The 25,402-nt window shown below is 44.4% G+C and carries 25 protein-coding genes; 20 read left to right on the top strand and 5 right to left on the bottom strand.

Translation table 11 applies throughout. The features are described 5' to 3' along the window. Positions 1-103 precede the first annotated feature (103 nt). Positions 104-3,112, bottom strand: a complete 3,009-nt coding sequence (rne, locus tag LNL84_RS01265) for a ribonuclease E (RefSeq protein ID WP_244354496.1) — start codon at positions 3,110-3,112, stop codon at positions 104-106. A gap of 620 nt (positions 3,113-3,732) precedes the next feature. Here rne and rluC point away from each other — a divergent pair. After that, positions 3,733-4,674 (top strand): 23S rRNA pseudouridine(955/2504/2580) synthase RluC, encoded by a 942-nt coding sequence (rluC, locus tag LNL84_RS01260; RefSeq protein WP_244354494.1) that lies wholly within the window; start codon positions 3,733-3,735, stop codon positions 4,672-4,674. A gap of 89 nt (positions 4,675-4,763) precedes the next feature. Here rluC and LNL84_RS01255 read toward each other — a convergent pair whose 3' ends face one another. Then, complete coding sequence (locus tag LNL84_RS01255; protein ID WP_244354492.1) at positions 4,764-5,345, bottom strand: Maf family protein; 582 nt, start codon at positions 5,343-5,345, stop codon at positions 4,764-4,766. A gap of 146 nt (positions 5,346-5,491) precedes the next feature. Here LNL84_RS01255 and yceD point away from each other — a divergent pair, with 146 nt between their 5' ends. The 15 genes from yceD (at position 5,492) to LNL84_RS01180 (ending at position 18,714) form a co-directional block, all read left to right on the top strand. After that, complete coding sequence (gene yceD / locus LNL84_RS01250) at positions 5,492-6,016, top strand: 23S rRNA accumulation protein YceD (protein WP_244354490.1); 525 nt, start codon at positions 5,492-5,494, stop codon at positions 6,014-6,016. Between the two features lie 30 nt (positions 6,017-6,046). Continuing rightward, positions 6,047-6,217, top strand: a complete 171-nt coding sequence (gene rpmF, locus LNL84_RS01245; RefSeq protein WP_017025198.1) for a 50S ribosomal protein L32 — start codon at positions 6,047-6,049, stop codon at positions 6,215-6,217. A gap of 9 nt (positions 6,218-6,226) precedes the next feature. Beyond that, positions 6,227-7,252 (top strand): phosphate acyltransferase PlsX, encoded by a 1,026-nt coding sequence (plsX, locus tag LNL84_RS01240; RefSeq protein ID WP_244354488.1) that lies wholly within the window; start codon positions 6,227-6,229, stop codon positions 7,250-7,252. A gap of 5 nt (positions 7,253-7,257) precedes the next feature. Continuing rightward, positions 7,258-8,208 carry a beta-ketoacyl-ACP synthase III gene (locus LNL84_RS01235; RefSeq protein WP_244354486.1) on the top strand — a complete coding sequence of 317 codons (951 nt, stop codon included), beginning with the start codon at positions 7,258-7,260 and terminating at the stop codon, positions 8,206-8,208. Between the two features lie 82 nt (positions 8,209-8,290). Beyond that, a complete protein-coding gene (fabD, locus tag LNL84_RS01230) occupies positions 8,291-9,214 on the top strand; it encodes an ACP S-malonyltransferase (protein WP_244354485.1) in 924 nt (307 codons plus the stop codon). Positions 9,215-9,232: 18 nt separating this feature from the next. Beyond that, complete coding sequence (fabG, locus tag LNL84_RS01225; protein ID WP_244354483.1) at positions 9,233-9,970, top strand: 3-oxoacyl-ACP reductase FabG; 738 nt, start codon at positions 9,233-9,235, stop codon at positions 9,968-9,970. Between the two features lie 163 nt (positions 9,971-10,133). Next, positions 10,134-10,367, top strand: coding sequence for an acyl carrier protein (gene acpP, locus LNL84_RS01220; protein ID WP_004406112.1), 234 nt, complete (start codon positions 10,134-10,136; stop codon positions 10,365-10,367). 89 nt (positions 10,368-10,456) lie between these two features. Further along, a complete protein-coding gene (fabF, locus tag LNL84_RS01215) occupies positions 10,457-11,698 on the top strand; it encodes a beta-ketoacyl-ACP synthase II (RefSeq protein ID WP_244354481.1) in 1,242 nt (413 codons plus the stop codon). A gap of 79 nt (positions 11,699-11,777) precedes the next feature. Continuing rightward, a complete protein-coding gene (gene pabC / locus LNL84_RS01210; RefSeq protein WP_244354479.1) occupies positions 11,778-12,581 on the top strand; it encodes an aminodeoxychorismate lyase in 804 nt (267 codons plus the stop codon). Then, positions 12,575-13,591, top strand: coding sequence for an endolytic transglycosylase MltG (gene mltG / locus LNL84_RS01205; RefSeq protein ID WP_244354477.1), 1,017 nt, complete (start codon positions 12,575-12,577; stop codon positions 13,589-13,591). The genes pabC and mltG overlap by 7 nt, the downstream gene beginning before the upstream one ends. Next, positions 13,588-14,226, top strand: coding sequence for a dTMP kinase (tmk, locus tag LNL84_RS01200; protein WP_244354475.1), 639 nt, complete (start codon positions 13,588-13,590; stop codon positions 14,224-14,226). Before mltG ends, tmk begins: the two co-directional genes overlap by 4 nt. Positions 14,227-14,231: 5 nt before the next feature. Beyond that, positions 14,232-15,188, top strand: a complete 957-nt coding sequence (gene holB / locus LNL84_RS01195; RefSeq protein ID WP_244354472.1) for a DNA polymerase III subunit delta' — start codon at positions 14,232-14,234, stop codon at positions 15,186-15,188. A 29-nt stretch (positions 15,189-15,217) separates the two neighbouring features. After that, on the top strand, positions 15,218-15,985 hold the full coding sequence (locus tag LNL84_RS01190; RefSeq protein WP_244354470.1) for a TatD family hydrolase: 768 nt from the start codon (positions 15,218-15,220) through the stop codon (positions 15,983-15,985). Positions 15,986-16,439: 454 nt separating this feature from the next. After that, entirely contained in the window at positions 16,440-17,873 is a 1,434-nt protein-coding gene (gene ptsG / locus LNL84_RS01185) for a PTS glucose transporter subunit IIBC (protein ID WP_244354468.1), read from the top strand. Between the two features lie 241 nt (positions 17,874-18,114). Further along, positions 18,115-18,714 (top strand): hypothetical protein, encoded by a 600-nt coding sequence (locus LNL84_RS01180; protein ID WP_244354466.1) that lies wholly within the window; start codon positions 18,115-18,117, stop codon positions 18,712-18,714. 55 nt (positions 18,715-18,769) lie between these two features. Here the strand turns inward: LNL84_RS01180 and LNL84_RS01175 are convergent, their stop codons facing one another. From LNL84_RS01175 to LNL84_RS01165, 3 genes are all read right to left on the bottom strand, one after another. Continuing rightward, positions 18,770-18,862 (bottom strand): MetS family NSS transporter small subunit, encoded by a 93-nt coding sequence (locus tag LNL84_RS01175; protein ID WP_244354464.1) that lies wholly within the window; start codon positions 18,860-18,862, stop codon positions 18,770-18,772. Position 18,863: 1 nt separating this feature from the next. Beyond that, entirely contained in the window at positions 18,864-20,333 is a 1,470-nt protein-coding gene (locus tag LNL84_RS01170) for a sodium-dependent transporter (RefSeq protein WP_244354462.1), read from the bottom strand. Positions 20,334-20,816: 483 nt separating this feature from the next. Beyond that, positions 20,817-21,422, bottom strand: coding sequence for an outer membrane protein (locus tag LNL84_RS01165; RefSeq protein ID WP_244354460.1), 606 nt, complete (start codon positions 21,420-21,422; stop codon positions 20,817-20,819). 129 nt (positions 21,423-21,551) lie between these two features. On the opposite strand from LNL84_RS01165, the gene cydH reads away from it, so the two are divergent. The 4 genes from cydH (at position 21,552) to LNL84_RS01145 (ending at position 25,373) form a co-directional block, all read left to right on the top strand. Then, on the top strand, positions 21,552-21,644 hold the full coding sequence (cydH, locus tag LNL84_RS01160; RefSeq protein ID WP_244354458.1) for a cytochrome bd-I oxidase subunit CydH: 93 nt from the start codon (positions 21,552-21,554) through the stop codon (positions 21,642-21,644). A 9-nt stretch (positions 21,645-21,653) separates the two neighbouring features. Next, positions 21,654-22,811: a patatin-like phospholipase family protein gene (locus tag LNL84_RS01155; RefSeq protein ID WP_244354456.1), complete on the top strand. Its 1,158-nt coding sequence runs from the start codon at positions 21,654-21,656 to the stop codon at positions 22,809-22,811. Between the two features lie 282 nt (positions 22,812-23,093). Then, a complete protein-coding gene (gene mlc, locus LNL84_RS01150) occupies positions 23,094-24,311 on the top strand; it encodes a sugar metabolism global transcriptional regulator Mlc (protein ID WP_244354453.1) in 1,218 nt (405 codons plus the stop codon). A 114-nt stretch (positions 24,312-24,425) separates the two neighbouring features. After that, complete coding sequence (locus LNL84_RS01145; protein WP_244354451.1) at positions 24,426-25,373, top strand: chemotaxis protein CheV; 948 nt, start codon at positions 24,426-24,428, stop codon at positions 25,371-25,373. Positions 25,374-25,402 lie beyond the last annotated feature (29 nt).

The following is a 25,402-nucleotide window of genomic DNA, read 5'->3' as shown; positions in this document are numbered from 1 at the left end:
AATGAAACAAGGTGTAACGATAGCTTGTACTTCAATTAGGGTAGGAAAGGGAAAAAAAAGACTGCTCTATGAGCAGCCTTTTCCGTTGGTAGTAGAACGAAGCTTAGTAATTAGGCTTAGTCATACCGGCAGATGCTTTGTTGGTCGCGGCTTGGCTTCCAGCACCTTTTGCTTGGTAACGTTCAGTTTTTAGAGGCGCAGCTACGATAGTGATTTCCTTCACTTCATTGCTTCCCGATGCTTTTGCCATTGGGGCGGTAGCATGACCTTTGAACTGTTGAGGCGCTTTTACAGCAACTTTCTCAGCTTGAAGCGAAACTTGCTGCTTTGCAGGTTTGCTTTGGGCAGCTACAGGAGCGCCAACGTTAGGAGTCTCAACAACTTCAACGTCTACCGTTGAATTCTCAACAACTTCTGAGTTTTCAGGTGCTGACTCTACAACAGGCAACTCTTCAACGATAGGTTGAGCTACTTGTTGTGGTTCTTCTTTGGCCTTACTTTCAGTTTTCGGAGCGTCTTGCAAGTATGGTTCTTTAACAATGATCACTTTACCCATCGACATTTCTGGACAAGCGAAACCACCTAGAATTACCGATTGCTCTTGCGACTCTGCTTTCTCGTTCACAGGGCTTTGCTCTGCTACCGGTTTTTGCTTCGCAACTGGCTTAGTGATGCCGTAACTTGGCATAACCTTACCCATTGACATTTCAGGAGATGCTACGCCACCGCTACGCAAGCGGAACGGGTTAGGGCGACGATCGCGGCCACGACGACGACGCTGCCCACTAGCACGAAGATGACGCGGTGAACGGCGATTACGACGTTGCTTAGGTTCTTCTTGTGCAGTGTCACCTTGAGCTGTTTTAGGTTGTGCGTCGTCTAGCTTCTGCTTATCAGCAGTTTCTTTGGCAACAGCCGCCGGTTTTTTCTCTTTCTCAGCAGCTTTGCTTGCAACTTGATCTTTAACGCGGATCTGCTTTGTCAGTTTACGACGTTGACGACGCTCTTTGACTTTGTTCGCTTTCTCTTCATCGCGAACTACTTTCTTTTCAGCTTGCGCTTCAGTTGCTAGTTGTTGACCTTGCTCAGCTACTTTCGACTTGCTCGCATCATCTTCGCGTTTCTTGGTATTTCCACGGCGATCATTTTGCTTGTTACGGCGGTTTTGAGGTTTGCGAGCTTCAGCGTTGTCACGAGATTCTTCAATTGTATCTTCTTTCGCTGCAGGCTTGCGACGATTACGATTACGATTACGATCGTTGTCGCGACCTTCTTGATTACCTCGGCGGCGTTGGTCACTGCGATTACGACGTTGGCGATTATCACGCTTGTCTTGCTGCTTCTCTTCTTTTGACGGTGTCTTTTCGACTTCAACTTCTTTTGAAGAGAATAATCCAGCAATAGCCTTGAATAGACGAGACACCAAACCTGGTTCACTTGGTTTAGCTTCCGCTGGTTTGTCTTTTGCCTTCGGTGTTGGAGTCGGAGCTGGAGCGCTTTGAGTTGGTGCAGCAAAACCTTGCAGAGCCGGTTGCTCCAATTTACGTGGTTTTACTTCAACTTCACTTGGTTCTTTGCTTTCAGCTTCTTTGAGAGCTTCCATTTTTCTTGGAAGTAGGTAAGAAAGAAGATCAAGTTCTTCACCTTCACGTACGCGAACGACTTCAAAGTGCGGTGTTTCCATATCGGAATCTGGCACTACGGTGATCTTGACGTCTTGTACTCGCTCAATGTGGTTAACAGAGCGACGTTTCTCGTTGAGCAGATAAGACGCAATAGGGACTGGAACAATGGCCAGAACTTGTGACGTATTATCTTTTAGGGCTTCTTCTTCAATTAGACGAAGAACAGATAGAGCCAAAGACTCGTTGTCTCGAACAACACCAGTACCAGTACAGCGAGGGCAAATGTGATGACTTGCTTCGGCTAATGATGGGCTCAGACGTTGGCGCGACATTTCAAGAAGACCGAAGCGTGAAATACGGCCGATTTGAACGCGAGCACGATCAAGTCGAACGGCATCTTTTAAGCGATTCTCGACTTCTCTTTGATGACGAACAGGGGTCATATCGATAAAGTCGATGACGACCAAACCGCCGAGGTCGCGTAAACGCAACTGGCGAGCGATTTCATCCGCTGCTTCTAAGTTAGTGTTGAGTGCGGTCTCTTCGATGTCACTGCCTTTCGTTGCACGAGCGGAGTTAATATCGATAGAAGTTAATGCTTCTGTTGGGTCGATAACGATCGAACCACCAGATGGCAAACGAACTTCGCGCTGGAATGCGGACTCGATTTGGCTTTCAATTTGATAGTGACTAAACAGTGGAACTTCACCATCGTACTTTTTAACGCGGCTTGCAAAATCTGGACGAATCAATTGAATGTGCTGTTGTGCACGTTCAAATATCGTGTTGCTATCGATCAAAATCTCGCCGATATCACGACGCAAGTAGTCACGGATCGCGCGAACGATCACATTACTTTCTTGGTGGATAAGGAAAGGCGCAGGATTTGCGTCGGAGGCTCCTTTAATAGCCCCCCAGTGGTTTAACAGTACGTTTAAGTCCCACTCAAGTTCTTCAGCGCTTTTTCCAACACCAGCTGTACGCACGATTAAACCCATACCTTGAGGTAGCTCAAGAGTGCTTAAGGCTGCTTTGAGCTGAGTGCGCTCATCACCTTCGATACGACGAGAGATACCGCCAGCTCGAGGGTTATTTGGCATTAGCACAAGGTAACTTCCGGCTAAAGAAATAAAGGTAGTTAAGGCTGCGCCTTTGCTACCGCGCTCTTCTTTCTCAACTTGGACGATAACTTCTTGGCCTTCGCTAAGCACTTCTTTAATGCTAGGGCGACCTTGATAGGTATAACCTTGTGGGAAATATTCGCGGGCAATTTCTTTAAGAGGGAGGAAACCGTGGCGCTCGGCACCGTAATCAACAAAAGCAGCTTCTAGACTAGGCTCTACTCGGGTGATACGTCCTTTGTATATATTCGCTTTCTTAGATTCGTGACCTGGACTTTCGATATCAAGATCGAAAAGTCGCTGGCCATCGACCAAAGCGACACGCAACTCTTCTTTTTGAGTTGCGTTAATTAACATTCTTTTCATTGTAGAAATTCTCGTTGTATTTTCTATATTTTCAAATTGCTCTTGCCACTGTATGTCGTTGCTCGTGGTGTCTGACCCCATGGCTAAATTAAGTGCAACCTCACGGCTGGAAAGGGGTGCTCTCGGACACTTCAGTTATCACAATGACTTTTTGCCAGTGTGATCCGCAAATTAGGCGGTAGTTACTCAACACGAGTCTACGATGAGTAGGTGACAAGTCTTCTTAGTTATCCACGTCTGATGCCATTTGCTGCGTGTCAATACTAAGCAATCTACTCATTTAAATATCGCAAAGAGGACATTAGTAGAAAGTGTAAAATCTATTCTAATACTCTATTGCAGGTGTGAACTATAGCAGCGACAGTAAATATCAGCAATCTGCTTTGTTCTAAACCATAAAAAAAATCGACTTTATTTGGGTTCAGAGCCCGTTAACATGTTGAAAAAAATAGGTGTTTGGTAATGGTTGCTGCAAATGTGTACTTTTGGCTCAAAATTTATCCACATCTTATCCATGCGGGGCTTTCCCGTATAACGGCAAAAACTATCGGAGCAAAAAGTCGATGATTTAATCAGAATAAGCGTTATTTTCTCGATGCATTGAGTGTTATAATCACGAAATGAGTGAAATTAGAACTAAAGTCCAGTTTGTCGACATCGACGAAGATATGGCGGGCCAACGCATTGATAACTTTCTGCGAGGCCAATTGAAAAACATCCCTAAAAGCGTGGTTTACAGAATCGTTCGCAAAGGGGAAGTGCGTGTTAACAAAAAACGCGTTAAAGCAGAGTACAAATTAAAAGCTGGCGATATGGTGAGAATTCCTCCTGTCACCATGGAAGAAAAAACTGATGATGCTCCGGTTAGTACTAAGTTAAGTAAAGTTGCGGAGCTCGAAGAAAAAATCATCTACGAAGATGACCACCTATTAGTACTTAATAAGCCATCAGGTACCGCAGTTCACGGCGGAAGTGGCTTAAAATTTGGTGCAATAGAGGCATTGCGGGCCTTACGCCCTCAAGCTCGTTTTTTAGAGCTTGTTCATCGTATCGATCGCGATACATCGGGGATTCTTCTTGTCGCCAAAAAGCGTTCAGCGTTGCGTCACTTGCAAGCACAGTTTCGAGAAAAAACGGTTAGGAAGTATTACTTCGCTTTGGTGATGGGGCAATGGAAACCGAGTTGTAAAGTAGTGAAAGCACCACTGCTAAAAAATGAAGTCAACAGTATTGTCCGTGTAAACCCTAACGGTAAGCCGTCTGAAACGCGATTTAAAGTACTGGAGCAATTCGAACATGCTACGTTGGTGCAGGCTAGCCCTATTACCGGTCGTACGCATCAAATTCGCGTTCATACACAATATACCGGACACCCGATTGCGTGGGATGATCGCTATGGCGACAGACGGTTCGATGCTTATACTGGTAAGTTTGGTCTCGATCGGCTGTTTTTGCATGCCGCTCATATTCAGTTTATTCACCCAGCCAATGATGAAAAGGTTGAGTTTGATGCCGATATGGAAGGGAAGTTGCTGCGAACGATCGAAAAACTACGCAATTAACTAGTTGGTGTCTTCTGAAAAACCATGCCTCCTGAATAACTAAGAGGGCTCGTTACCCTCTTAGTTTGTTGTCTGTTTGATATTGCCTACTAAAAGGGGTGAACCCCTTCGTTGGCCAGCATGTCGACTAAATCAATGAGTGGCAAACCAACCAGTGTATTTGGATCTTTACCCGATAGCTTTGAAAACAGAGCGATGCCAAGACCTTCACTCTTGAAACTACCGGCACAAAAATAAGGCTGCTCAATATCAACATAACGCGTAATTTGCTCCTCACTGAGAGCTCGAAAGGTGACTGAAAAAGTATCCAGTCTGGTTTGGCATTGGCGTGTCTCGGTGTTAAACAGTGCCAATCCAGTATAAAAGTGGATTGTTTTATTTGACTGCGCCTGTAATTGCGCAATGGCTGTCTCCCGATCCCCGGGCTTGCCAATGATGTTGCCGTCAATAACACAGACTTGATCTGAGCCGATGACGAGAGCATTTGGTCCGTTATTTCCCGCTTTTGCTTTTGCTTGTGCAAGACGCATTACCAGAGATTTGGCGTCTTCATTCTCACACGGCGTTTCATCAACATTGGGAGAGTATGTCTCATAGTCCAGTCCGAGCTTATCAAGGAGTTCGGCACGATAAGATGAAGTTGAGGCTAAAATAAGTCGATAATGGTTCATTTTATTAAGTTTGTTCTTTATCATGAGTAGCTAGGATGCTCACCAAGTGAGGTAATCCTAAATTCTTAATCCATTGGCAAAAAAAGTACAATTATTTTGCCTTTTTCTTTGACTAAATTTGATTTGGAAGATAATATTCGCGCCCTATGCAAAAGGTAAAAATACCGCGAACGGTTGACCCGGGTAAAGCGGCACAGAAACGAACTGATTACGATGGTATCATCCAAGTCAGTCTTTTTAAGCGCTTGAACGAGTCGGTTGAAGGCGTAAAACGCGATGCTAACGTCACATTGTCCTTTGGGCTAGATGAACAGCGACTGATTGTTATCTCTGGTAAAGCTAACATAGAAGTCGATTTAGAGTGTCAACGTTGTAATGAGGTTTTCGCACACGAATGCGAAGTCCAATTCACTTATACTCCTTTTTTTAGCGAGAAAAGTGAAGAGGAAGCACCGGAAGAGTACGATTTGGTAGATCTGAACGAGTACGGTGAAGTAGATCTTATACAGCTAGTTGAAGACGAGTTTATCTTGAACATGCCTCAAATAGCGATGCACGACGAAGCAGATTGTAGCGTTAATTCAAATAACTTGGTGTTTGGTGACATTCCAGAGGAAACTGTGGAAGATAAACCGAATCCATTCGATGTTTTGAAAAGCTTAAAGCGATAATTTTTAAGCATTAACATAGGAGTAGGGTCAATGGCCGTACAAAAAAGCAAAAAGTCACGTTCAATGCGTGGTATGCGTCGTTCACACGATGCACTAACGACTAGTGCTCTATCTGTAGACGCAACTTCAGGTGAAACTCACCTACGTCACAACGTGACTGCTGACGGTTACTACCGTGGCAAAAAGGTTATCAACAAGTAAGGTTGACCTTTGCAAAATATAACCGTTGCACTTGATGCAATGGGCGGGGATTTCGGTCCCTGCGTCACAGTGCCTGCCGCCGTGCAGGCACTGTCTCATTTCCCAGAGCTGAAAGTGGTTCTAGTTGGTGATAGAAATGCCATTAGAACGCAACTCCAAAAAATTGGTTACACGGGCGAAACTCGTTTGCGAGTAGAGCACTGTGACCGAGTTATTTCTAATTCCGAAAAACCTTCTTTAGCGCTTCGTAATAGTCACGATACTTCAATGCGTGTAGCCATCGATCTAGTTGAATCTTCACAAGTCGATGCGTGTGTGAGCGGCGGTAATACCGGCGCTTTGATGGCCTTGTCTCGTTTTCGTCTTAAGCTTCTTCCAGGTATTGATAGACCCGCTTTAGTGACAGCGCTTCCGACTTCCAAAGGAAATAAAACATGGATGCTGGATCTTGGGGCTAATGTATCAGTAGACTCGGAGTCCTTGTTTCAGTTCGCGGTGATGGGCAGTGCTTTAGCAGAAGAGCATCTTGGTAAGCCCGCAAGAGTCGCTATATTGAATATAGGTGCTGAAGAAATCAAAGGTAACGATTTAGTGAAGCGATGCTCTGAGCTACTTTCTCAGACTAAATCTGTTCACTATATTGGCTACATAGAAGGTAATGAACTCTTTCATGATGCCGCAGACGTGATAGTTTGTGATGGCTTCGTGGGTAACTCAGTGTTGAAGGCATGTGAAGGTACTGCACAGCTATTTGTTGACAAGTTGAAATCAAAAATGAGTGCTTCTGGTGTCAAAGGATGGTTGGCGCGAATGCTTTTCTCTGATGTTATCACTGAGCTGAAAACGCTGAACCCCGACCAGTATAATGGTGCAAGTTTGTTAGGATTGCGCGGCATAGTTATAAAAAGCCATGGCAGTGCCGACATTTCGGCCGTTGTGAACGCCATAGGAGAAGCGGTACACGAAGTTAATCGTCAAGTACCGACGCGTATCAGTGATCGCTTAGAAGCGGTCTTATTCGAGAGGCAGTATTAGTCTTCATGTATAGTAAAATATTAGGCACAGGCAGCTACCTGCCATCACAAGTTCGTACCAACGCAGATCTTGAAAAAATGGTTGATACGAATGACGAATGGATCGTAAGTCGCACAGGCATCAAAGAACGCCGGATCTCAGCTGAAGATGAATCCGTTGCGGATATGGCTTACCATGCGTCGGTCAATGCGATCGAAATGGCCGGTATCGATAAACACGATATCGATATGATTATCGTGGCGACGACCAGCAGCAGTCATGCGTTTCCGTCATCTGCATGTCAGGTTCAGGCTCAACTAGACATTCCCGGCTGCCCAGCATTCGATATAGCAGCAGCGTGTACAGGCTTTGTCTATGCACTTTCAATCGCGGACCAACACATCCGTTCAGGTATGTGTAAAAATGTTCTGGTTATTGGTTCGGATGCCCTTTCTAAAACCGTCGAAGAGATCGATCGTTCGACGATTATCTTGTTTGGTGACGCAGCGGGTGCTGTGGTAATTGGCGCAAGCGAAGAACCAGGCATTATTTCGACTCACACATACGCCGATGGGCGATTTGGCGACTTGTTAAGCCTAGAGATGCCTGTTCGAGGCGGTGAGCTAGAAAAGTGGCTTCACATGTCTGGTAATGAAGTGTTTAAAGTGGCGGTGACGCAATTGTCAAAGCTAGTTAAAGATACACTATCAGCGAATCAGATGGATAAGTCAGAGCTTGACTGGTTAGTGCCACATCAGGCGAACTATCGAATTATCTCGGCAACGGCAAAGAAACTGGGTATGTCTATGGACCAGGTCGTGGTGACTTTGGATCGTCACGGCAATACTTCTGCTGCGACCGTTCCAACTGCTCTTGATGAAGCCGTTAGAGATGGAAGAATTAAGCGCGGTCAACTGCTATTGTTAGAAGCATTTGGTGGCGGATTTACATGGGGCTCAGCACTGGTTCGTTTTTAGACGAAGGTGTTCTCAATTTAGAAAGTAATTAGCAAGTTCAATGAGTCCGTTAATATTGGACATTGCATTTAAGGAAAAAACGATGAGTAATTTCGCAATCGTGTTCCCTGGTCAGGGTTCACAAACAGTAGGTATGCTATCAGAGCTCGGTGAGCAATTTGACGTGGTTCAAAAGACATTTGCTGAAGCATCTGAAGCATTGGGCTACGATTTATGGGCGCTTGTGCAAAATGGCCCAGCAGAAGATCTTAACCAAACACACCGCACTCAACCGGCTTTGTTGACGGCGTCTGTAGCGATTTGGCGAGTTTGGCAAGAGCAGGGTACTGAAGCTCCCCTAACGCTAGCAGGTCACAGCCTAGGTGAATACTCAGCGTTAGTTTGCGCAGGCGTCATTGACTTCAAAGAAGCGGTTAAACTTGTGCAACTTCGCGGTCAATTGATGCAAGAAGCGGTGCCAGCAGGTACCGGAGCAATGTATGCGATTATCGGTCTTGATGATGCGTCTATTGCTAAAGCGTGTGAAGAAGCTGCTCAAGGTGAGGTGGTATCTCCTGTGAACTTTAACTCTCCTGGTCAGGTGGTTATTGCTGGCAGCAAAGACGCCGTCGAGCGAGCGGGTGCGCTTTGTAAAGAAGCTGGGGCAAAACGTGCACTGCCATTGCCAGTATCGGTGCCATCTCACTGCGCACTAATGAAGCCAGCTGCAGATAGGTTGGCTGTTGCTCTAGAGGCATTAGAATTTAATGCGCCATCTATCCCAGTGATTAATAACGTTGACGTAGTCGCAGAAACGGATGCAGCGAAAATCAAAGATGCATTAGTACGTCAACTTTATAGCCCAGTTCGTTGGACAGAAACGGTTCAGTCAATGAACGAGCAAGGCGTTGAGAAATTGTTAGAGTTAGGCCCTGGTAAAGTTTTAACAGGCTTAACAAAACGTATCGTAAAAACACTTAGTGCAGCGGCTGTTAACGATGCAGCGTCTTTAGAAGCGGCTAAGTAATCTAAGGAACAATAAGAAATGATAAACCTCGAAGGTAAAATTGCACTGGTTACCGGTGCAAGTCGCGGTATCGGACGTGCAATTGCTGAGCTATTAGTTGAGCGTGGCGCAACCGTTATTGGTACAGCGACAAGTGAACGTGGTGCAGAAGCGATCAGCGAGTATCTTGGCGAGAACGGTAAAGGTCTTGCGTTAAACGTGACTGATGTTGAGTCGATTGAATCTGTTCTTAAACAGATCAATAGTGACTTTGGTGCGTTAGACATTCTTGTTAATAACGCGGGTATCACCCGTGATAACTTGCTAATGCGTATGAAAGATGACGAATGGACAGATATCATGGATACAAACCTGACGTCTATTTTCCGTCTTTCTAAAGCTGTTTTGCGTGGAATGATGAAAAAACGCAACGGTCGTATTATCAACGTTGGTTCAGTTGTTGGCACTATGGGTAACGCTGGACAAACAAACTATGCAGCAGCAAAAGCGGGCGTGATCGGCTTTACTAAGTCAATGGCACGTGAAGTTGCTTCAAGAGGTGTGACGGTGAACACAGTTGCGCCAGGTTTTATTGAAACTGATATGACAAAAGCGCTGAATGATGAGCAACGAGCTGCTACACTATCGGCAGTCCCGGCTGGTCGATTAGGTGACCCGCGCGAGATTGCTTCAGCTGTCGCATTTTTAGCCTCACCTGAAGCGGCTTACATTACTGGCGAGACAATTCACGTCAATGGTGGCATGTACATGGTTTGATCCGTGTAACATTTGTGCATGATTTAAGTCAAAATAGTACTGAATTTCGGTTAAATTCGCTAAGTTTGTGGTTTGACCAGCAAGGACCCCCTTGCAACTTTCAACAGTTAGAATAAACTACGGAAACATCGCATTGAGCGACATCTGTAAAGGAAAAGAAAAAATGAGCAACATCGAAGAACGCGTAAAGAAAATCATTGTTGAACAGCTAGGTGTAGACGAAGCAGAAGTTAAAAACGAAGCTTCTTTTGTAGACGATCTAGGTGCAGATTCTTTGGACACAGTTGAGCTAGTAATGGCTCTAGAAGAGGAATTCGACACTGAAATCCCTGACGAAGAAGCTGAGAAGATCACTACTGTTCAAGCTGCTATCGACTACGTAAATAGCGCTCAGTAATATCTCTAACAGGCGGCCTTCTGGCCGCCTGTGTTTCGTTCAACCTTTCCCCTTTCATCATCATATATCAACCCCCGGAGAATAAAATCATGTCCAAGCGTCGTGTTGTTGTCACTGGCATGGGTATGTTGTCACCGGTAGGCAACACCGTAGAATCTTCATGGAAAGCCCTATTAGAGGGTCAAAGTGGTATCGTAGATATCGATCACTTTGATACAGCAGAATTTTCAACTCGCTTTGCTGGCTTAGTTAAAGACTTTGATAGCAGTGTGTATTTGTCCAAAAAAGACGCTCGCAAGATGGATCTGTTTATTCAGTACGGCATCGCTGCGGGTATTCAAGCTTTAGAGGACTCAGGCCTTACAGTTACCGACGAAAATGCCGCTCGTGTAGGCGTCGCTATCGGCTCCGGTATCGGTGGTCTAGATCTTATAGAAAAAGGTCATGAGGCTTTGGTAAATAAAGGACCTCGTAAAGTAAGCCCTTTCTTCGTACCTTCAACGATTGTTAATATGGTTGCAGGTCAACTGTCCATTCTTCGCGGTCTACGTGGTCCAAACATCGCAATTTCGACTGCGTGTACTACCGGCCTTCACAATATTGGCCATGCAGCTCGTATGATTGCTTACGGAGACGCAGAAGCGATGGTAGCAGGTGGTGCTGAAAAAGCATCAACGCCTCTTGGTATGGCCGGTTTCGGTGCAGCAAAAGCGCTATCGACGCGTAATGATGAGCCTCAAAAAGCCTCTCGTCCATGGGACAAAGACCGTGATGGTTTTGTTCTTGGTGACGGAGCAGGTATGGTTGTACTTGAAGAGTACGAACATGCGAAAGCTCGCGGTGCAAAAATCTACGCAGAACTGGTGGGTTTTGGTATGAGCGGCGACGCTTATCATATGACATCACCAAGTGCCGACGGCTCTGGTGGTGCTTTGGCGATGGAAGCTGCAATGCGCGATGCTGGTTTGACTGGCGAGCAGATTGGTTATGTCAACGCTCACGGTACATCTACTCCAGCCGGTGATGTCGCTGAAATCGCAGGTATCAAGCGTGCATTGGGCGAAGAAGGTTCGAAGCAAGTAGTTGTTTCATCAACTAAGTCTATGACTGGCCACCTTTTGGGTGCAGCGGGCTCTGTTGAATCTATCATCACTATCATGTCTTTAGTTGATCAGACGGTTCCACCAACGATTAACCTAGATAACGTTGATGAAGGTTGTGATCTAGACCTCGTACCACACACGGCTCGTAAAGTTGAAATGGAATACGCTTTGTGTAATTCATTTGGTTTCGGTGGAACAAATGGCTCGCTTATCTTTAAAAAGATGTAACCGTTACCCGAAAAAGTAACTTGAGTTCTAACGGCTTGATGCTTAGCATTAAGCCGTTTTGTTTTTATGGAGAGAAAGCATGTTTTGGCGCAAGGGTGATGAAATTAAGACGGTTTCAGTGACCGACCGCTCTTTTCAATACGGAGATGGTTGTTTCACCACGATGCTGACTCGCCATGGCATGATTGAGCATTGGCCTTTGCATGTTGAGCGATTAGAAAGGGCACTAGCAGCTTTGAACATCGCCGCCCCTAATTGGGCCCCCCTAGAACAAGAGCTTGTTAGCCATGCACTTCTCCAAGAACGAGCTGGTTTGAAGATTCACATCAGCCGAGGTGAGGGCGGTCGTGGTTATTCACCTCAAGGGTTAACACCTCTCATTACAATCAGTGCATTTTCTTATCCAAGTCAGTATCAAAAATGGCAATCTGAAGGGATAAATCTGGGAATTTGTGAGCGTCGTCTCGGGATTAACCCATTGTTAGCAGGACTCAAACATAATAACCGCCTTGAACAGATATTATTGAAAGATGAGTTAGAGTCTCATGGCTTTCATGATGGTATTGCCTTGAATCTCGATGGTTATGTAATCGAAACGACGATGGCGAATTTATTTTGGGTCACAGATGGCTCACTGTATACGCCAGCATTGAACTTAAGTGGTGTATCTGGAGTGATGCGGAAATGTGTTCTCCAAGAGGCAGAGATCTTAGGCTATCAAGTCGTGGTCGGTGATTTTCAACTAGATTCATTATATGAGGCTCAGGAGTTATTTATTTGTAATTCCCTGCTTGGTGTTGCGCCTGTTACTCAAATCGCAGGGACATCGTTCAAGATCGGCACCATAACAAGGGATATTCAGGAGAGATTAGGTCAGTGGTAAAAAAACTATTAGTACTATTTTTGCTTTTGTGTGTAACCGCAGTAGCCGGTTTTTGGTTCATCAATAAACAAGTTTCCAACTTTTTAGCTCAATCTTTGGTCATTGAAGAACCCGTTTTGCTTACAGTTAAAGCCGGCAATAGTCTGGCGACAATAGTGAATCATATTGTTGGCCAGAAATGGGTTGAAGACAGCGAGTTCAAGCCGCTGCTTCGACGCCTACACCCAGAGCTGGCTAATATCAAAGTCGGTACCTTTCAACTAAAGCCTGGTGATACCCTTAATGATTCACTATTGAGGGTGGTTTCAGGGAAAGAGTATCAATTGACCATTACTTTTATCGAAGGATCACGGTTTATCGAATGGCAGCAGCAGTTAGCTGTAGCGCCTCATTTAGTTCATAAAACTTCAAAAATGTCAGAGCAAGACATTGCCAACGCGCTTCAAATTGAACACTCGAAATTAGAAGGGTTGTTTCTTGCTGAAACCTATCAGTACAGCGTGGGTGACAGTGACTTAGATATCCTGAGGCGAGCACATCGAAACTTAATGAGGGTCTTGGATGTTGAATGGCAGACAAGGCAAGAGAAGTTACCATTGAAGTCTCCTTATGAGGCGTTGATCTTAGCATCCATTATTGAAAAAGAGACCGCTGTCGCTTCCGAACGAGAACGTGTCTCTGCGGTTTTTGTTAATCGATTAAACAAACGCATGCGTCTACAAACGGACCCAACGGTCATTTATGGAATGGGTGACCGATATAAAGGGAATATTCGCAAGCGAGATTTACGTGAGTCAACGCCTTACAATACCTATGTCATTAATGGACTGCCACCAACACCGATAGCCATGGCCGGAGAAGCGTCTATCGCCGCGGCTTTGCATCCAGAGGATAGCAATTATTTGTATTTTGTTGCGAGCGGAACAGGAGGGCACGTGTTCTCTAAAAATCTAAGAGATCATAACCGAGCCGTTCAACAGTATTTAAAACATTTAAGAAGTCAAAAATGAAACAAGGTAAATTTATCGTTATAGAGGGGCTAGAAGGCGCTGGTAAAAGCACGGCGATTAATGCCCTTCTAAGTGAGTTACAAAAAGCGGGTATCGCTAATGTTATTAACACGCGAGAGCCGGGTGGAACGGTGTTAGCTGAAAAAATGCGAGCGCTAGTAAAAGAAGAACATGAGGGCGAAGCGTTACAAGACACTTCGGAGCTATTACTGATGTACGCAGCGCGTATTCAGTTGGTCGAAACGGTGATTAAGCCAGCATTGGCCAAAGGGCATTGGGTTGTAGGTGATAGACACGACTTATCGTCACAGGCCTATCAAGGAGGAGGTCGCGAAATTGACCTTCAAACAATGAGCGCTCTTAAAAATATCGCGCTTAAAGGCTTCGAACCTGATTTAACCTTATATTTAGATATCGACCCTAAAGTGGGGTTGGAACGTGCCCGTGGTCGTGGCGAGCTCGACAGAATTGAAAGAATGGACATTAGCTTTTTTGAGCGAACGCGTCAGCGGTATCTTGAACTAGCGTCGGAAAACCCTTCAATTGTTGTTATCAACGCTCAACAGACAATAGAGCAAGTGCAAAGTGATATTTGTGCCGCGCTTCAGGCATGGCTAAGGGAAACAAAAGGCTGATTGTGATGGAATTGTCTCCTTGGTTACAAACGAGCTGGCGGTCATTGCAACAAGCCATTGCGGCAGACCGAACGCCCGCTTCATTATTGATTGAAGGCCCTAACGGTTTGGGACCCGAAACATTAGTTTCACGCTATATATCCGCGATTATGTGCCAAAACTCTGATAATGAGCCATGCGGGTTTTGTCATGCTTGTGACTTAATTAAGTCGAATAGTCACCCTGATATTCACTGGTTGAGACCGGAAGAAGGCAAATCGGGTATTGGCGTTGAACAGATACGACAGTCTAACCGTTGGGCTCAGGAAACATCACAACTGGGTGGCTACCGGGTAATCATTATCGAACCTGCTGAAGCAATGAATGAGTCAGCATCAAATGCGCTGCTAAAAACATTAGAAGAGCCAGCGAGTACGTGCTTGTTTGTACTGTTGAGCCAAAATAGTCATCGTCTCTTGCCAACAATACGCAGTCGTTGTGAGGTGTGGAGCTTACCAATGCCTAGCGAAGCGATGGTTCTGGAGTGGGTGAGCAATCAAACACAAAAAAGCGTTCCTAGCTACGTTGCCATGCTTAACTCTTATTTGCCGCTAACGACGTTACGTTTTGTCGACGATGGTTGGGGAAGTGTTTATAGCCAGTGTGAACAGGAGCTGGTGAGTTTTTTGCGTTCTGATAGACTTGATACAGCGCCGCTTTGGAAGCTGATCAGCAAAGCCGATGCCCCGATGGTCGTTATTCTTGGGTGGTATTGGGTGTTGTTGGTTGAATGTCAAAAACAAGCTTTCAAATTGAATTCATCAAGCTTGTTGCCAGGCGTCTCTGATGTTGCGAAGCAGTTAACCTACGAAATGGCTTATACGCAAGCTTCTCGCTTGCAAGAGTTGATCGAGCAATTGTCCCAGAACCCAGGTCTAAATGCAGAGTTACTTGTAGTAAATTGGCTCTACCAGTTTGATTAAAATGAAATTTATTGAAGTAAGTATTTATTATGTTTGTTGATTCCCACTGTCACCTTGACAAGCTTGATTACGATGATGTGCACCTCGATGTAAGTGATGTCATTAACAAAGCCCAATCTGCCAATGTAAAACGATTGCTGTCGGTTGGTGTTACGCTTGATTCGTTTCCGAAAATGCTTGAGCTAATTGAGCCTTACTCTCAAGTTGTTGCCTCTTGTGGCGTTCACCCACTTGATGTGGAAAGTGAGTTTTCTTTGGCAAGGCTCGCTGAGTATTCCAGTCATTCTCGCGTTGTCGCCATCGGCGAAACTGGGCTTGATTATCATTACCAGCCAGAAACTGCTGAGTTGCAAAGAACTCGCTTTAAGCAACATGTTGACCTTGCAGTTAAGTTAAGTAAGCCGTTAATCATCCACACGCGAAATGCTCGTGAAGATACACTGCAAATTTTGCGCGAGGGCCAAGCCGATAAATGTGGTGGTGTCATTCACTGTTTTACAGAAGATCTTGCTTTTGCACAGGCAGCAATGGATTTAGGTTTTTATATATCTATCTCAGGTATTGTTACATTTCGCCAAGCGACGGAGCTGAAAGAAGTGGTTAAGCAATTGCCGCTTGAGCGACTACTTATAGAAACAGATTCACCATACTTAGCGCCAGTTCCTCATCGAGGAAAAGAGAATCAACCGGCTTATGTGGTAGAGGTCGCAGCCTATATTGCGCAGCTAAAAGGCTGTTCTTTGCAAGAGGTTGCCGAAAATACCACCAATAATTTTGAGAAACTTTTTTTTCGATAGAAAGTAAACTTTGTTCATTTTTGACTAAAAAAGGTACTGATAGTGCCTTTTTTTATGCGTAGAACATTAAATGTGGAAAAAATTTGATGTTAACCGAAAATGTTGAAGTTAAATTAGCCCGAAAAGCAAAAGTGTAATTATGTTACGAAAAATAACATATCATACTATTTTATTTACTAGTCAAAATTAATCAATTAATTAATAAAACACATAATAATCAATGTCATACGCTAGGTGTAATGCGTTACAAGGTACTTTTCGCACTGTGATCTACTTTGTGTTTTGAAACTAAATTCCGTCAGTGAGTAGAAACCTATAGTCAGAGCAAGATATATTTAGAGGCAGAAAATATAATTCAAATCGTGGTTACATTTTCAATGGGTGCTAACATTTAAGGCTACGGGGGTGTGCCGTTAGAGCCCAGAATTCTAATAACTTTATCAGGAGCATAAACATGTTTAAGAACCTTTTTGCTAACCTGCAAAAAGTCGGTAAGTCTCTGATGCTACCAGTATCAGTACTTCCGGTTGCAGGTATTCTATTAGGGGTTGGTGCTGCCGACCTTGGCTTCATTCCAGATGTTGTTTCTAACTTGATGGAACAAGCCGGTGGTTCAGTCTTCGGTCAAATGGCACTTCTCTTCGCTGTAGGTGTTGCACTTGGCTTTACTAACAATGACGGTGTTGCAGGTCTAGCTGCAATCGTTGGCTACGGCATCATGACAGCAACGCTTGGCGTAATGGCTGGTATCATGGGCGTAGAGAAAATCGATACTGGTGTACTAGGTGGTATCCTTGTTGGTGGTGTGTCTGCTTGGGCATTTAACCGCTTCTTCAAGATCCAACTTCCAGAGTATCTTGGCTTCTTCGCTGGTAAGCGTGCTGTGCCAATCATCACTGGTTTCGCTGCTATCGGCCTTGGTATCCTACTTTCTGTCGTATGGCCACCAATCGGCGCAGGCATTGGATCTTTCTCTCACTGGGCTGCAGAGCAAAACCCAACATTGGCGTTCGGTATCTACGGTATCGTTGAGCGTTCTCTGATTCCATTTGGTCTTCACCACGTTTGGAACGTACCATTCTTCTTCGAAGCGGGTACTTGTGTGAACGCTGCTGGCGAAACTCAAAACGGTGTACTTACTTGTTACCTAGTTGCTGATGAAGCATCTCGTGCTGCTGGTAATGGCTTTGGTCAACTGGCGGGCGGTTACATGTTCAAGATGTTTGGTCTACCTGCTGCTGCTATCGCGATTGCACATTCTGCTAAGCCAGAAAACCGCGCGAAAGTAATGGGTATCATGGCATCTGCTGCTCTTACATCTTTCCTTACAGGTATTACTGAGCCAATCGAATTTTCTTTCCTATTCGTTGCTCCATTACTTTACGGAATTCACGCTCTACTAGCAGGTTCTGCATACGTAGTTGCTAACACACTAGGTTTTGTACACGGTACGTCATTCTCACACGGTTTGATCGATTTCGTTGTTCTATCTGGTAACGCTCAGAAAATGGTATTGATGTTTGCTTGTGGTATCGCATACGCAGCCATCTACTACGTAGTGTTCCGTACAGTCATCAAAGCTCTTGATCTTAAGACTCCTGGTCGTGAAGACGAAACAGAAGACCAAGCTTCAGTGGCTTCTGGCTCTGAAATGGCAGGCGAACTAGTTGCCGCATTCGGTGGTAAAGCTAACATTACGGCTCTAGACGCATGTATCACACGTCTACGTGTTTCTGTAGCAGATACAGAAGTTGTTGACCAAGACCGTCTAAAAGCACTAGGTGCTGCAGGTGTTGTTGTTGTTGCAGGTGGTGTTCAAGCTATCTTCGGTACTAAGTCTGACAACCTTAAAACTGATATGGACGAGTGGATCCGTAACAACGGTTAATTCGCGCATACAGTTTAGATTGAGAAGGGAAGAGCTTATGCTCTTCCCTTTTTTTGTTCTGATCATTTCCTCTCATAGATCCCACTTTTATTCGATAGAGACTATGCTTTCCCCATATATTTGCGGTTAGCTTGCTTACAGATGACAATTTTCTGATTCAAGTGGCTAGAATGACCGCACTTAAACGTCCGACATTAATTGTGCGGTGTGAGCAACAAATTTAGTCAATTGAGAGTTATCCATGAAAAGCAAAATTCTACTCCCTACTGTGCTATTAGCGACTTTCTCATTGGTTTCAATGGGCGCTTTTGCAGCAAGCACTACAGCCGGTGGGGAAGAGCAGTGGCAGATCGTTGAAGAGGGCAGCCCTGCCGCTAAACCTAAAACACAGGCAAAACCAGCACCGGCTAAGAATCATAAAGTTGCTTCAACATCGAACTCTAGCTCGTCTCAAGGACAATCAAAGAGTCGATCTAACGCTCGCTCTAGTCAGTCATCTTCTGGCTCTTTTAAGCTGGGTATGGGTCTAGATCAGGGCTTTGGCGTTGTTGGCCAGATACATAATAAGGTGAACTTTGCGATAGGTAACGATGGCATTGCTGCCGATTACATCTTTAATAAAGGCAGTTTCGGCTCTGATGTTCCGTTTACGTGGTTTGCGGGTGTAGGTGGTCAAATCAAAAAACACGACAAATTTGGACCAAGAATTGCGTTAGGTGTTGAGCTTGATATTTCTAGAAACTGGGATGCCTATGCGCAACTCACACCCAATGTAATGTTCCATGAAAGTGACTTGAAGTTTGGGATGGGTGCCGGGATTGGCATACGTTATCAGTTCTAATTAAAAAGCCAGTGATCTAAAAGACCCCCAATCGTTGGGGGTCTTTTTATTTTGGCTATTTGCTCATGGCTTTTTTGATGCAGTAGCAAGCGCCACCCCATGTTATGCCAAGACCTAAAACCATCATGATGATTGCACTTGTTGTCATGTTAAGCTTCCTTCTTACTTGTGATATTCACGACTACGCCAACTGTTACCAATAGTGCCATTAATCCCCAGCCAAGTAGCATAAGATCAAACTGTGCATACCCACCATAACCATCTGACAGTAGAGTTTGGAACTTAGTCGCAACAATAATTGCCAAGATAACGGGTGTAATAAAGCGTAGGCACACATCGAACCAGATCCCGATATTGAAGTCAGAGATTTTGTTAACGTATTCGCGCACATCGGCGATTTTCAGTAACCACGTCATCAATAGAATTTCGATCAGACAGCCGGTGACGATGCCGATATTATTGGCAAAGTGATCCACTAGGTCGAGTAGCAGCAGGCCGCCATTAGTAGCAAATGCCATCGAAATGATAAGTCCAGCGCCGCAAATGACGTTAGCCGCTTTTTTACGTGTCCACTTTAGCTTGTCAATAATGGCAGAGGTAACAGCTTCCATAATAGAGATGTGAGAGCTTAGACCTGCAATAACAAGAGCGAAGAAGAATAGTGGTCCTAGGATGTACGGTGCCGGTAATAAGTTGATAGCTGCAGGCAGGGTAACGAACGCTAATCCTACGCCTGCTGAAACCACTTCAGTTAATGGTTTGCCCTGTTCTTCAGCCATATAGCCAAGAACCGAGAAGATCATGATACCAGCTAGGATTGAGAAGCCGCAATTGATCAACACCGTCATAAACGCATTGTTAGTGATGTCAGACTTTTCAGGTAAGTAACTTGAGTAGGCGAGCATAATGGCAAAGCCAATACTCAGGGTAAAGAAGATTTGCCCATAAGCTGCCGCCCAGACTTTGACATCCCAGATTTTACTAAAGTCCGGTTCGAATAAATAGTTTACGCCATTGAGCGCACCAGGCAAAAATGCCATGCGAGCAATCAATAGCAATACCATAATAAAGAGTACAGGCATCATAATCTTAGCTGCGCGTTCAATACCTGCTTTAACGCCTCTAGCGACGGCTGTATAGGTGATCCCCCACGCAATGAGCATTGCGCCGGCAATTTTCCATTGGATAGAGCCTAGGCTAGTTGGGGAGTTATCACCCAGCTGCAAATACTCACCAAAGAAGAAAGCATTGGTATCCGTTCCCCAGCTTTGAGTAAATGACATGCCGAAGTAAGAAATAGCCCAACCGATTACCGCCACATAGTAGACCGCGATAGTTGCAGCAACCCCGACTTGAAACCAACCAAGCCATTCAAATTTTGAATTGATTTTTGCCAGTGTTCGTGGAGCCGAGCCGCGGTATTTCTGCCCCATGCTGAACTCAAGGATCATAAATGGTATACCGGCTGTCAGCATCGCAAAAAGGTAAGGGATAAAGAATGCGCCGCCACCATTTTCGTACGCCATATACGGGAAACGCCAGATGTTGCCAAGTCCAATTGCAGATCCCACTGCCGCAAGGATAAACCCTACACGGGATCCCCATTGTTCTCGTTTCATAGTTAACTCCTGTTTAACTTCATTCTGTGACTAAAGCTACCTTAACCAGATTTATGACTATCGGGCTATTTCTCGAAAATTTAACGAAACATTGGGTGGTTATAGTTGTAAGAATGCTAACAGTAGCAAAATAACCCGTAATTAGCATGGTTAGGTAGTTGATTGTTCTTTTGATATTGTCGTTCTAGTGCGTAAACTGAAATATTCAGCTGTGCATGCAGGCAAGATTACCTACTTAGTTATCATTTAGCAATGGATTAGAATACGTAGAGGAACGTTCGCAAATAGTGTGATTGATGTCAAAACTAACCCTGGTCAATGTTAAATTCTAATTTCTTGTTGGCGTGGTGATCTTGAAGGGAGGTTTGTACCCAAGATGGTGGTCAATAATGCTTATTTTCTTTTTGGTGTAACTGACTATAATCATTAAAGAAAGTAGAACATATCAATTACTATTTTTACCATAATTTAACGATTCATTTGTCAGAAAGCGATCGAGATGCCTACATTCGACTGAAACTGGTTCATCCATTGAGTTTGAAAACCAATTAGACAACTTTGCTCCGTTGTGGGTAGGGTACAAATTGATACCGACTCGCTATCCACAACAGTGCCCAGCCAACGGATCTGTCCTGTCAAAGAAAGCTGTTTCGTGATTTTATATTCTAGCCCTCCAAAAAGAGAGGTCGAGAAACCAGTATGGTTTTTTGTCCAGTCGGCAGAAACGTGAGAAGCGCCAATGCCTATTCCAAGATAAGACGAAGTATTCTCTGTGATGGGATATACGACGCTGCTTTGAAAATGAAGGTAACTTATCGATGAGTTGAGGTTGAGCTGCTCAAGAGATGAATCTTGCTGGGCATAAAAGACGCCCATTCTTCCATTTTGAAAGGGCAGCTCAATGGCAATAGCGGCATTTGCAGAAGGCGAAATGTCATAGGATTTATCATCACCAGTCTTTGCTTCTCCTCCCATGGTATAACCGACGAACGGTGTGATTATAAGGTCGGCTTGTGCGTGTTCTGTATTGCAAGCCATTAACGCTATTACCAATAAAACTGGTGTTGCTCCTGGGAAAAATCTCATCATTGATAAGCCTTTTATAGTCATGGTGAACGGCAAAGTTGACTGTGACTTTATTGCCACAATATCGAGATAACTTTAGAAATATTAGGAATATGTGTCACAATAGTAAAGTAAGGCACATAAGGAGTTCATATGCAACAAGATCTAAAGTTCGCGCTAATTATTACGTTTGTGATTCTGGCAACTCTTATTGGTTTCGGCGTTATTGCAATTACGGCACAGTAGGTAAGAACGATGGTGAATTCAGGATCTGTCACCAATTCTAATACCGTTGTTGACTTTGATATCTTAACTAAGTACGTCACTGGGAAAACAGCCTTAGTTGCTCAAGGCGGAGGCCAGCGTGGTATCTTTACCGCTGGCGTATTAGACGCATTTCTCCTTTCTAATTTTGATCCTTTCGATGAGTTTTACGGCACTTCTGCTGGTGCTCTTAATCTTTGTGCCTATCTTTGCCAACAACCTGGGTTAGGAAAGTCTTTTCTGACGGAGCTAACAACAGATTCACGTTTCTTTAGTCTCTTTGGCTTTATGAGGCGAAAACAAGCGTTAGGTCTCGATTGGGCTTTCGGTAAGCTCAAGGACTACCCTTACAAACTGGATATCGATATGGGGCGGCAGGTCCTTGGTGAGCGAAAGGCTTATGCTGCCGTTACGCACAACCTTTCCTTTAAGGACGCGTATTTCGAAATGCTAAAAGACAATTGGTTCGATGTATTGATGGCAACCAGTGCGATCCCTAATTTGTATAATGGCGTTATTCCTTTAGATGGGCAGGAGTATGTCGACGGTGGAGTGTCGGCGTCGATTCCAGTGCAAGAAGCCTGGCGAAAGGAGAATCGAACCATAATTGTTATCCGCACCGAGGGACTTTCTTCAGATATCGACGAACCGATCGCCGATGCACCAAAAGTAAATAACAATGTTACTTGGTTTCGTGAGTCTTTAAATCAACTGCAAATCCAATGGCAAGAAAAGGTATCTCAATGGACTAGCGATTGGAACTCCTTTTTTGACGTTCAGGTCGAGAAAGCAAAGCTACAAAAGCATGAGCATTCTCATTTGAGTGCATTGAACGGAGGTCGCTGGTTGTTTGGTAGTGGCGATATATATCGCTTAAGCCATTTAATGGGCGAAAAGTTTGATTCTGGTTTTGCCGACATGCTGATGGTTCACTACCAGACTTATGCACTGACACAAGACTTTTTGAATCTGCCCCCTGATGATTGTTACATTCTTCAGATTCGACCAGATCAACCTTTGCGAACGTCGTCATTGCTGAGCAAGAAAGAAGACATTCTTCACGACTACGAATTAGGGTTGGATGCCGGTTTTCGCTTCATTGAAGCTTACGGGCAAGTTTTTGCAAATTACCACCGGATTTCTCGCTAACAATGATGCTCATTTATTGTTAGAGCAAAATAAGTAATAAAAGAGTGCTGTATTTCATGTCATACGCACTTTCAACCCCGACAATATAAGATGCTGTTTTCGTCCAGCCTAATCCCCCTTTACGAATACTCAAAAAAATCGTTAATTTTTGTCATTAAATTTGACTGGCCGCGCAAAGATTTGAGTTGATGCGTGATGTTTGTCACGGCGATATATCAAACTGCTTCACAATTACTTCGCAAAGTAAAAAAATTACTAGGTCGTTGTTTTTTGGAGTACAAGATGTACATGGCTCAACCCGGTCACATTGATCACATTAAGCAGGTCAATGCTGGTCGAGTGTATAAACTGATAGACCAACATGGACCTATCTCACGTATTGATCTTTCGAAGCAGAGTGAACTTGCGCCAGCAAGTATTACTAAGATCACTCGTGAGTTGATCGCCGCGCATCTCATTCATGAAACAACCGTTCAAGAAGCCACGTCTCGTGGCCGTCCGGCTGTTGGATTACAAACCAATAATCAGGGTTGGCAATTTTTATCAATGAGGCTCGGTCGAGGGTATCTGACGATTGCATTGCATGAACTTGGCGGCGATGTGCTCATTGACACCAAAATCGATATTCATGAGCGCGATCAAGACGACGTTCTCGCTCGATTGCTTTTTGAAGTGGAAGAGTTCTTCCAAACTTACTCAGAGCAACTGGACCGTGTGACTAGTATTGCTTTAACGCTACCAGGTCTGGTGAATTCTGAAAAAGGCATTGTGTTACAAATGCCGCATTACAACGTCAACAATTTGGCAATCGGTCCCGAAATCTACAAAGCGACGGGTTTACCTGTATTTGTTGCCAACGACACTCGAGCGTGGGCTTTGGCCGAAAAGCTATTTGGTCACTCTCAAGATAACGACAATTCAGTGCTTATATCTATTCACCATGGGTTGGGCGCTGGCATCATCTTAGATGGCCGAGTCCTGCAAGGTCGACACGGTAATATCGGTGAACTAGGTCATATTCAAATTGATCCAAACGGTAAGCTTTGTCATTGCGGCAATGTTGGATGTTTAGAGACGGTCGCAAGTTCACAGGCGATTCGTGATGAAGTGCAAAGACGTATTGAAGCTGGCGAGGAGTCGAGCTTATGCGAGCAAGAAGTAGTCTCGGTAGAAAGTATTTGTGAAGCAGCGGTCAATGGCGATCCATTGGCAGTTGACGTGATACAAAATTTGGCTCAATACCTAGGCTCTGCTATCGCGATTGTAATCAACCTTTTCAATCCAGAAAAAGTTCTCATCGGCGGCGTGATTAATCAGGCAAAGGATATACTTTATCCAGCAATCGAAAAATGCATCCATGAACAAAGTTTGCCAGTGTATCATCAAGATCTAGAGTTGGTAGAGTCACGTTTTTACAAGCAGGCAACCATGCCAGGTGCCGCACTGGTTAAACAGGCTCTTTTTGATGGTTTACTGCTAATGAAAGTAGTCGAAGGTTAATCCAGTTTTCTGTAGTTGTAGTAAAGAGCCATTTTCTTGCATTGTAAATTAAATTTTTTATTGGCATAGCCGATATCATGGATTGGTACTTACATTCCTTCTCAAGGAAGCAATATGTCGAGTGTATTAAACTCTGTCGATAAACGTACACAATTAGTCGGTGAAAATAGGCTCGAGTTGTTATTGTTTACTTTGAACAGCAGACAAACGTTTGCTATTAATGTATTTAAAGTTAAAGAAGTGCTTAAACTTCCTATAATGACGTCTTTACCTGGCTCACATCCCAGTATCCGAGGCGTTGCTTCCCTTAGAGGCCTCTCTGTACCTGTGATTGACTTACGACAGGCTATTGGCTTCCCTAAGCCTCGTGAAGAGCAATCAGAGGCGAATCTGATCATCACTGAGTACAATCGTTCAACACAAGGTTTTTTAGTCGGTGAAGTACGTAATATCGTCAATACCGCTTGGACTGAAATTCAACCGCCACCGAAGACAACTGGCCGTTCAACCTACTTGACGGCCATCACTAAAGTACAAGATCAAGATAGCGATGCGATACGACTTGTTGAAATCATCGATGTCGAAAAAGTACTGGCAGAGATTGTGGATTACGATGTTTCGATCTCTGACAATGTCTTAGATGACTCTCTTCTGCCCATCTTACAAGGTAAAAAAATCCTGATTGTTGATGATTCTTCTACGGCTCGCCAACAAGTTAAGGGCACGTTATCTCAGCTAGGTGTCGAGGTCATTGAGTGCTTTGATGGGCTTATGGCCTTGAATTTGCTAAAACAGTGGCGAGATGAAGGACTCGATGTAGCGCAAGAGCTTCTTATGATGATAACGGATGCCGAAATGCCAGAAATGGACGGTTATAAATTGACGCATGAAGTGCGTAATGACCCATTGATGAAAGAACTGTACATCACTTTAAACACGTCACTCAGTGGTAGTTTTAACGAAGCTATGGTTGAGAAGGTGGGCTGTGACCGATTCATCTCGAAATTCCAGCCCGACCTATTAGTGGGTGTGATTCAAGAACGTGTACGTCAACTTCTTTAATTTGTCATCGAGAAGGGCCACATAGGCCC

It is taken from the genome of Vibrio gelatinilyticus (assembly GCF_022836845.1).
Lineage (GTDB): Bacteria > Pseudomonadota > Gammaproteobacteria > Enterobacterales > Vibrionaceae > Vibrio > Vibrio gelatinilyticus.
This window is presented reverse-complemented; position numbering and strand designations above follow the sequence as displayed.

Excerpts from the sequence above, each read along its gene's own strand:
- LNL84_RS01180 (WP_244354466.1), top strand. The coding sequence starts at position 18,115 with ATGAAAAGCAAAATTCTACTCCCTACTGTGCTATTAGCGACTTTCTCA.
- LNL84_RS01175 (WP_244354464.1), bottom strand. The coding sequence starts at position 18,862 with ATGACAACAAGTGCAATCATCATGATGGTTTTAGGTCTTGGCATAACA.
- LNL84_RS01235 (WP_244354486.1), top strand. The coding sequence starts at position 7,258 with ATGTATAGTAAAATATTAGGCACAGGCAGCTACCTGCCATCACAAGTT.
- LNL84_RS01145 (WP_244354451.1), top strand. The coding sequence starts at position 24,426 with ATGTCGAGTGTATTAAACTCTGTCGATAAACGTACACAATTAGTCGGT.
- rne (WP_244354496.1), bottom strand. The coding sequence starts at position 3,112 with ATGAAAAGAATGTTAATTAACGCAACTCAAAAAGAAGAGTTGCGTGTC.
- LNL84_RS01155 (WP_244354456.1), top strand. The coding sequence starts at position 21,654 with ATGGTGAATTCAGGATCTGTCACCAATTCTAATACCGTTGTTGACTTT.
- rluC (WP_244354494.1), top strand. The coding sequence starts at position 3,733 with ATGAGTGAAATTAGAACTAAAGTCCAGTTTGTCGACATCGACGAAGAT.
- yceD (WP_244354490.1), top strand. The coding sequence starts at position 5,492 with ATGCAAAAGGTAAAAATACCGCGAACGGTTGACCCGGGTAAAGCGGCA.
- pabC (WP_244354479.1), top strand. The coding sequence starts at position 11,778 with ATGTTTTGGCGCAAGGGTGATGAAATTAAGACGGTTTCAGTGACCGAC.
- LNL84_RS01190 (WP_244354470.1), top strand. The coding sequence starts at position 15,218 with ATGTTTGTTGATTCCCACTGTCACCTTGACAAGCTTGATTACGATGAT.
- acpP (WP_004406112.1), top strand. The coding sequence starts at position 10,134 with ATGAGCAACATCGAAGAACGCGTAAAGAAAATCATTGTTGAACAGCTA.
- LNL84_RS01165 (WP_244354460.1), bottom strand. The coding sequence starts at position 21,422 with ATGATGAGATTTTTCCCAGGAGCAACACCAGTTTTATTGGTAATAGCG.
- rpmF (WP_017025198.1), top strand. The coding sequence starts at position 6,047 with ATGGCCGTACAAAAAAGCAAAAAGTCACGTTCAATGCGTGGTATGCGT.
- tmk (WP_244354475.1), top strand. The coding sequence starts at position 13,588 with ATGAAACAAGGTAAATTTATCGTTATAGAGGGGCTAGAAGGCGCTGGT.
- LNL84_RS01255 (WP_244354492.1), bottom strand. The coding sequence starts at position 5,345 with ATGAACCATTATCGACTTATTTTAGCCTCAACTTCATCTTATCGTGCC.
- fabG (WP_244354483.1), top strand. The coding sequence starts at position 9,233 with ATGATAAACCTCGAAGGTAAAATTGCACTGGTTACCGGTGCAAGTCGC.
- ptsG (WP_244354468.1), top strand. The coding sequence starts at position 16,440 with ATGTTTAAGAACCTTTTTGCTAACCTGCAAAAAGTCGGTAAGTCTCTG.
- fabF (WP_244354481.1), top strand. The coding sequence starts at position 10,457 with ATGTCCAAGCGTCGTGTTGTTGTCACTGGCATGGGTATGTTGTCACCG.
- holB (WP_244354472.1), top strand. The coding sequence starts at position 14,232 with ATGGAATTGTCTCCTTGGTTACAAACGAGCTGGCGGTCATTGCAACAA.
- LNL84_RS01170 (WP_244354462.1), bottom strand. The coding sequence starts at position 20,333 with ATGAAACGAGAACAATGGGGATCCCGTGTAGGGTTTATCCTTGCGGCA.
- mlc (WP_244354453.1), top strand. The coding sequence starts at position 23,094 with ATGTACATGGCTCAACCCGGTCACATTGATCACATTAAGCAGGTCAAT.
- cydH (WP_244354458.1), top strand. The coding sequence starts at position 21,552 with ATGCAACAAGATCTAAAGTTCGCGCTAATTATTACGTTTGTGATTCTG.
- fabD (WP_244354485.1), top strand. The coding sequence starts at position 8,291 with ATGAGTAATTTCGCAATCGTGTTCCCTGGTCAGGGTTCACAAACAGTA.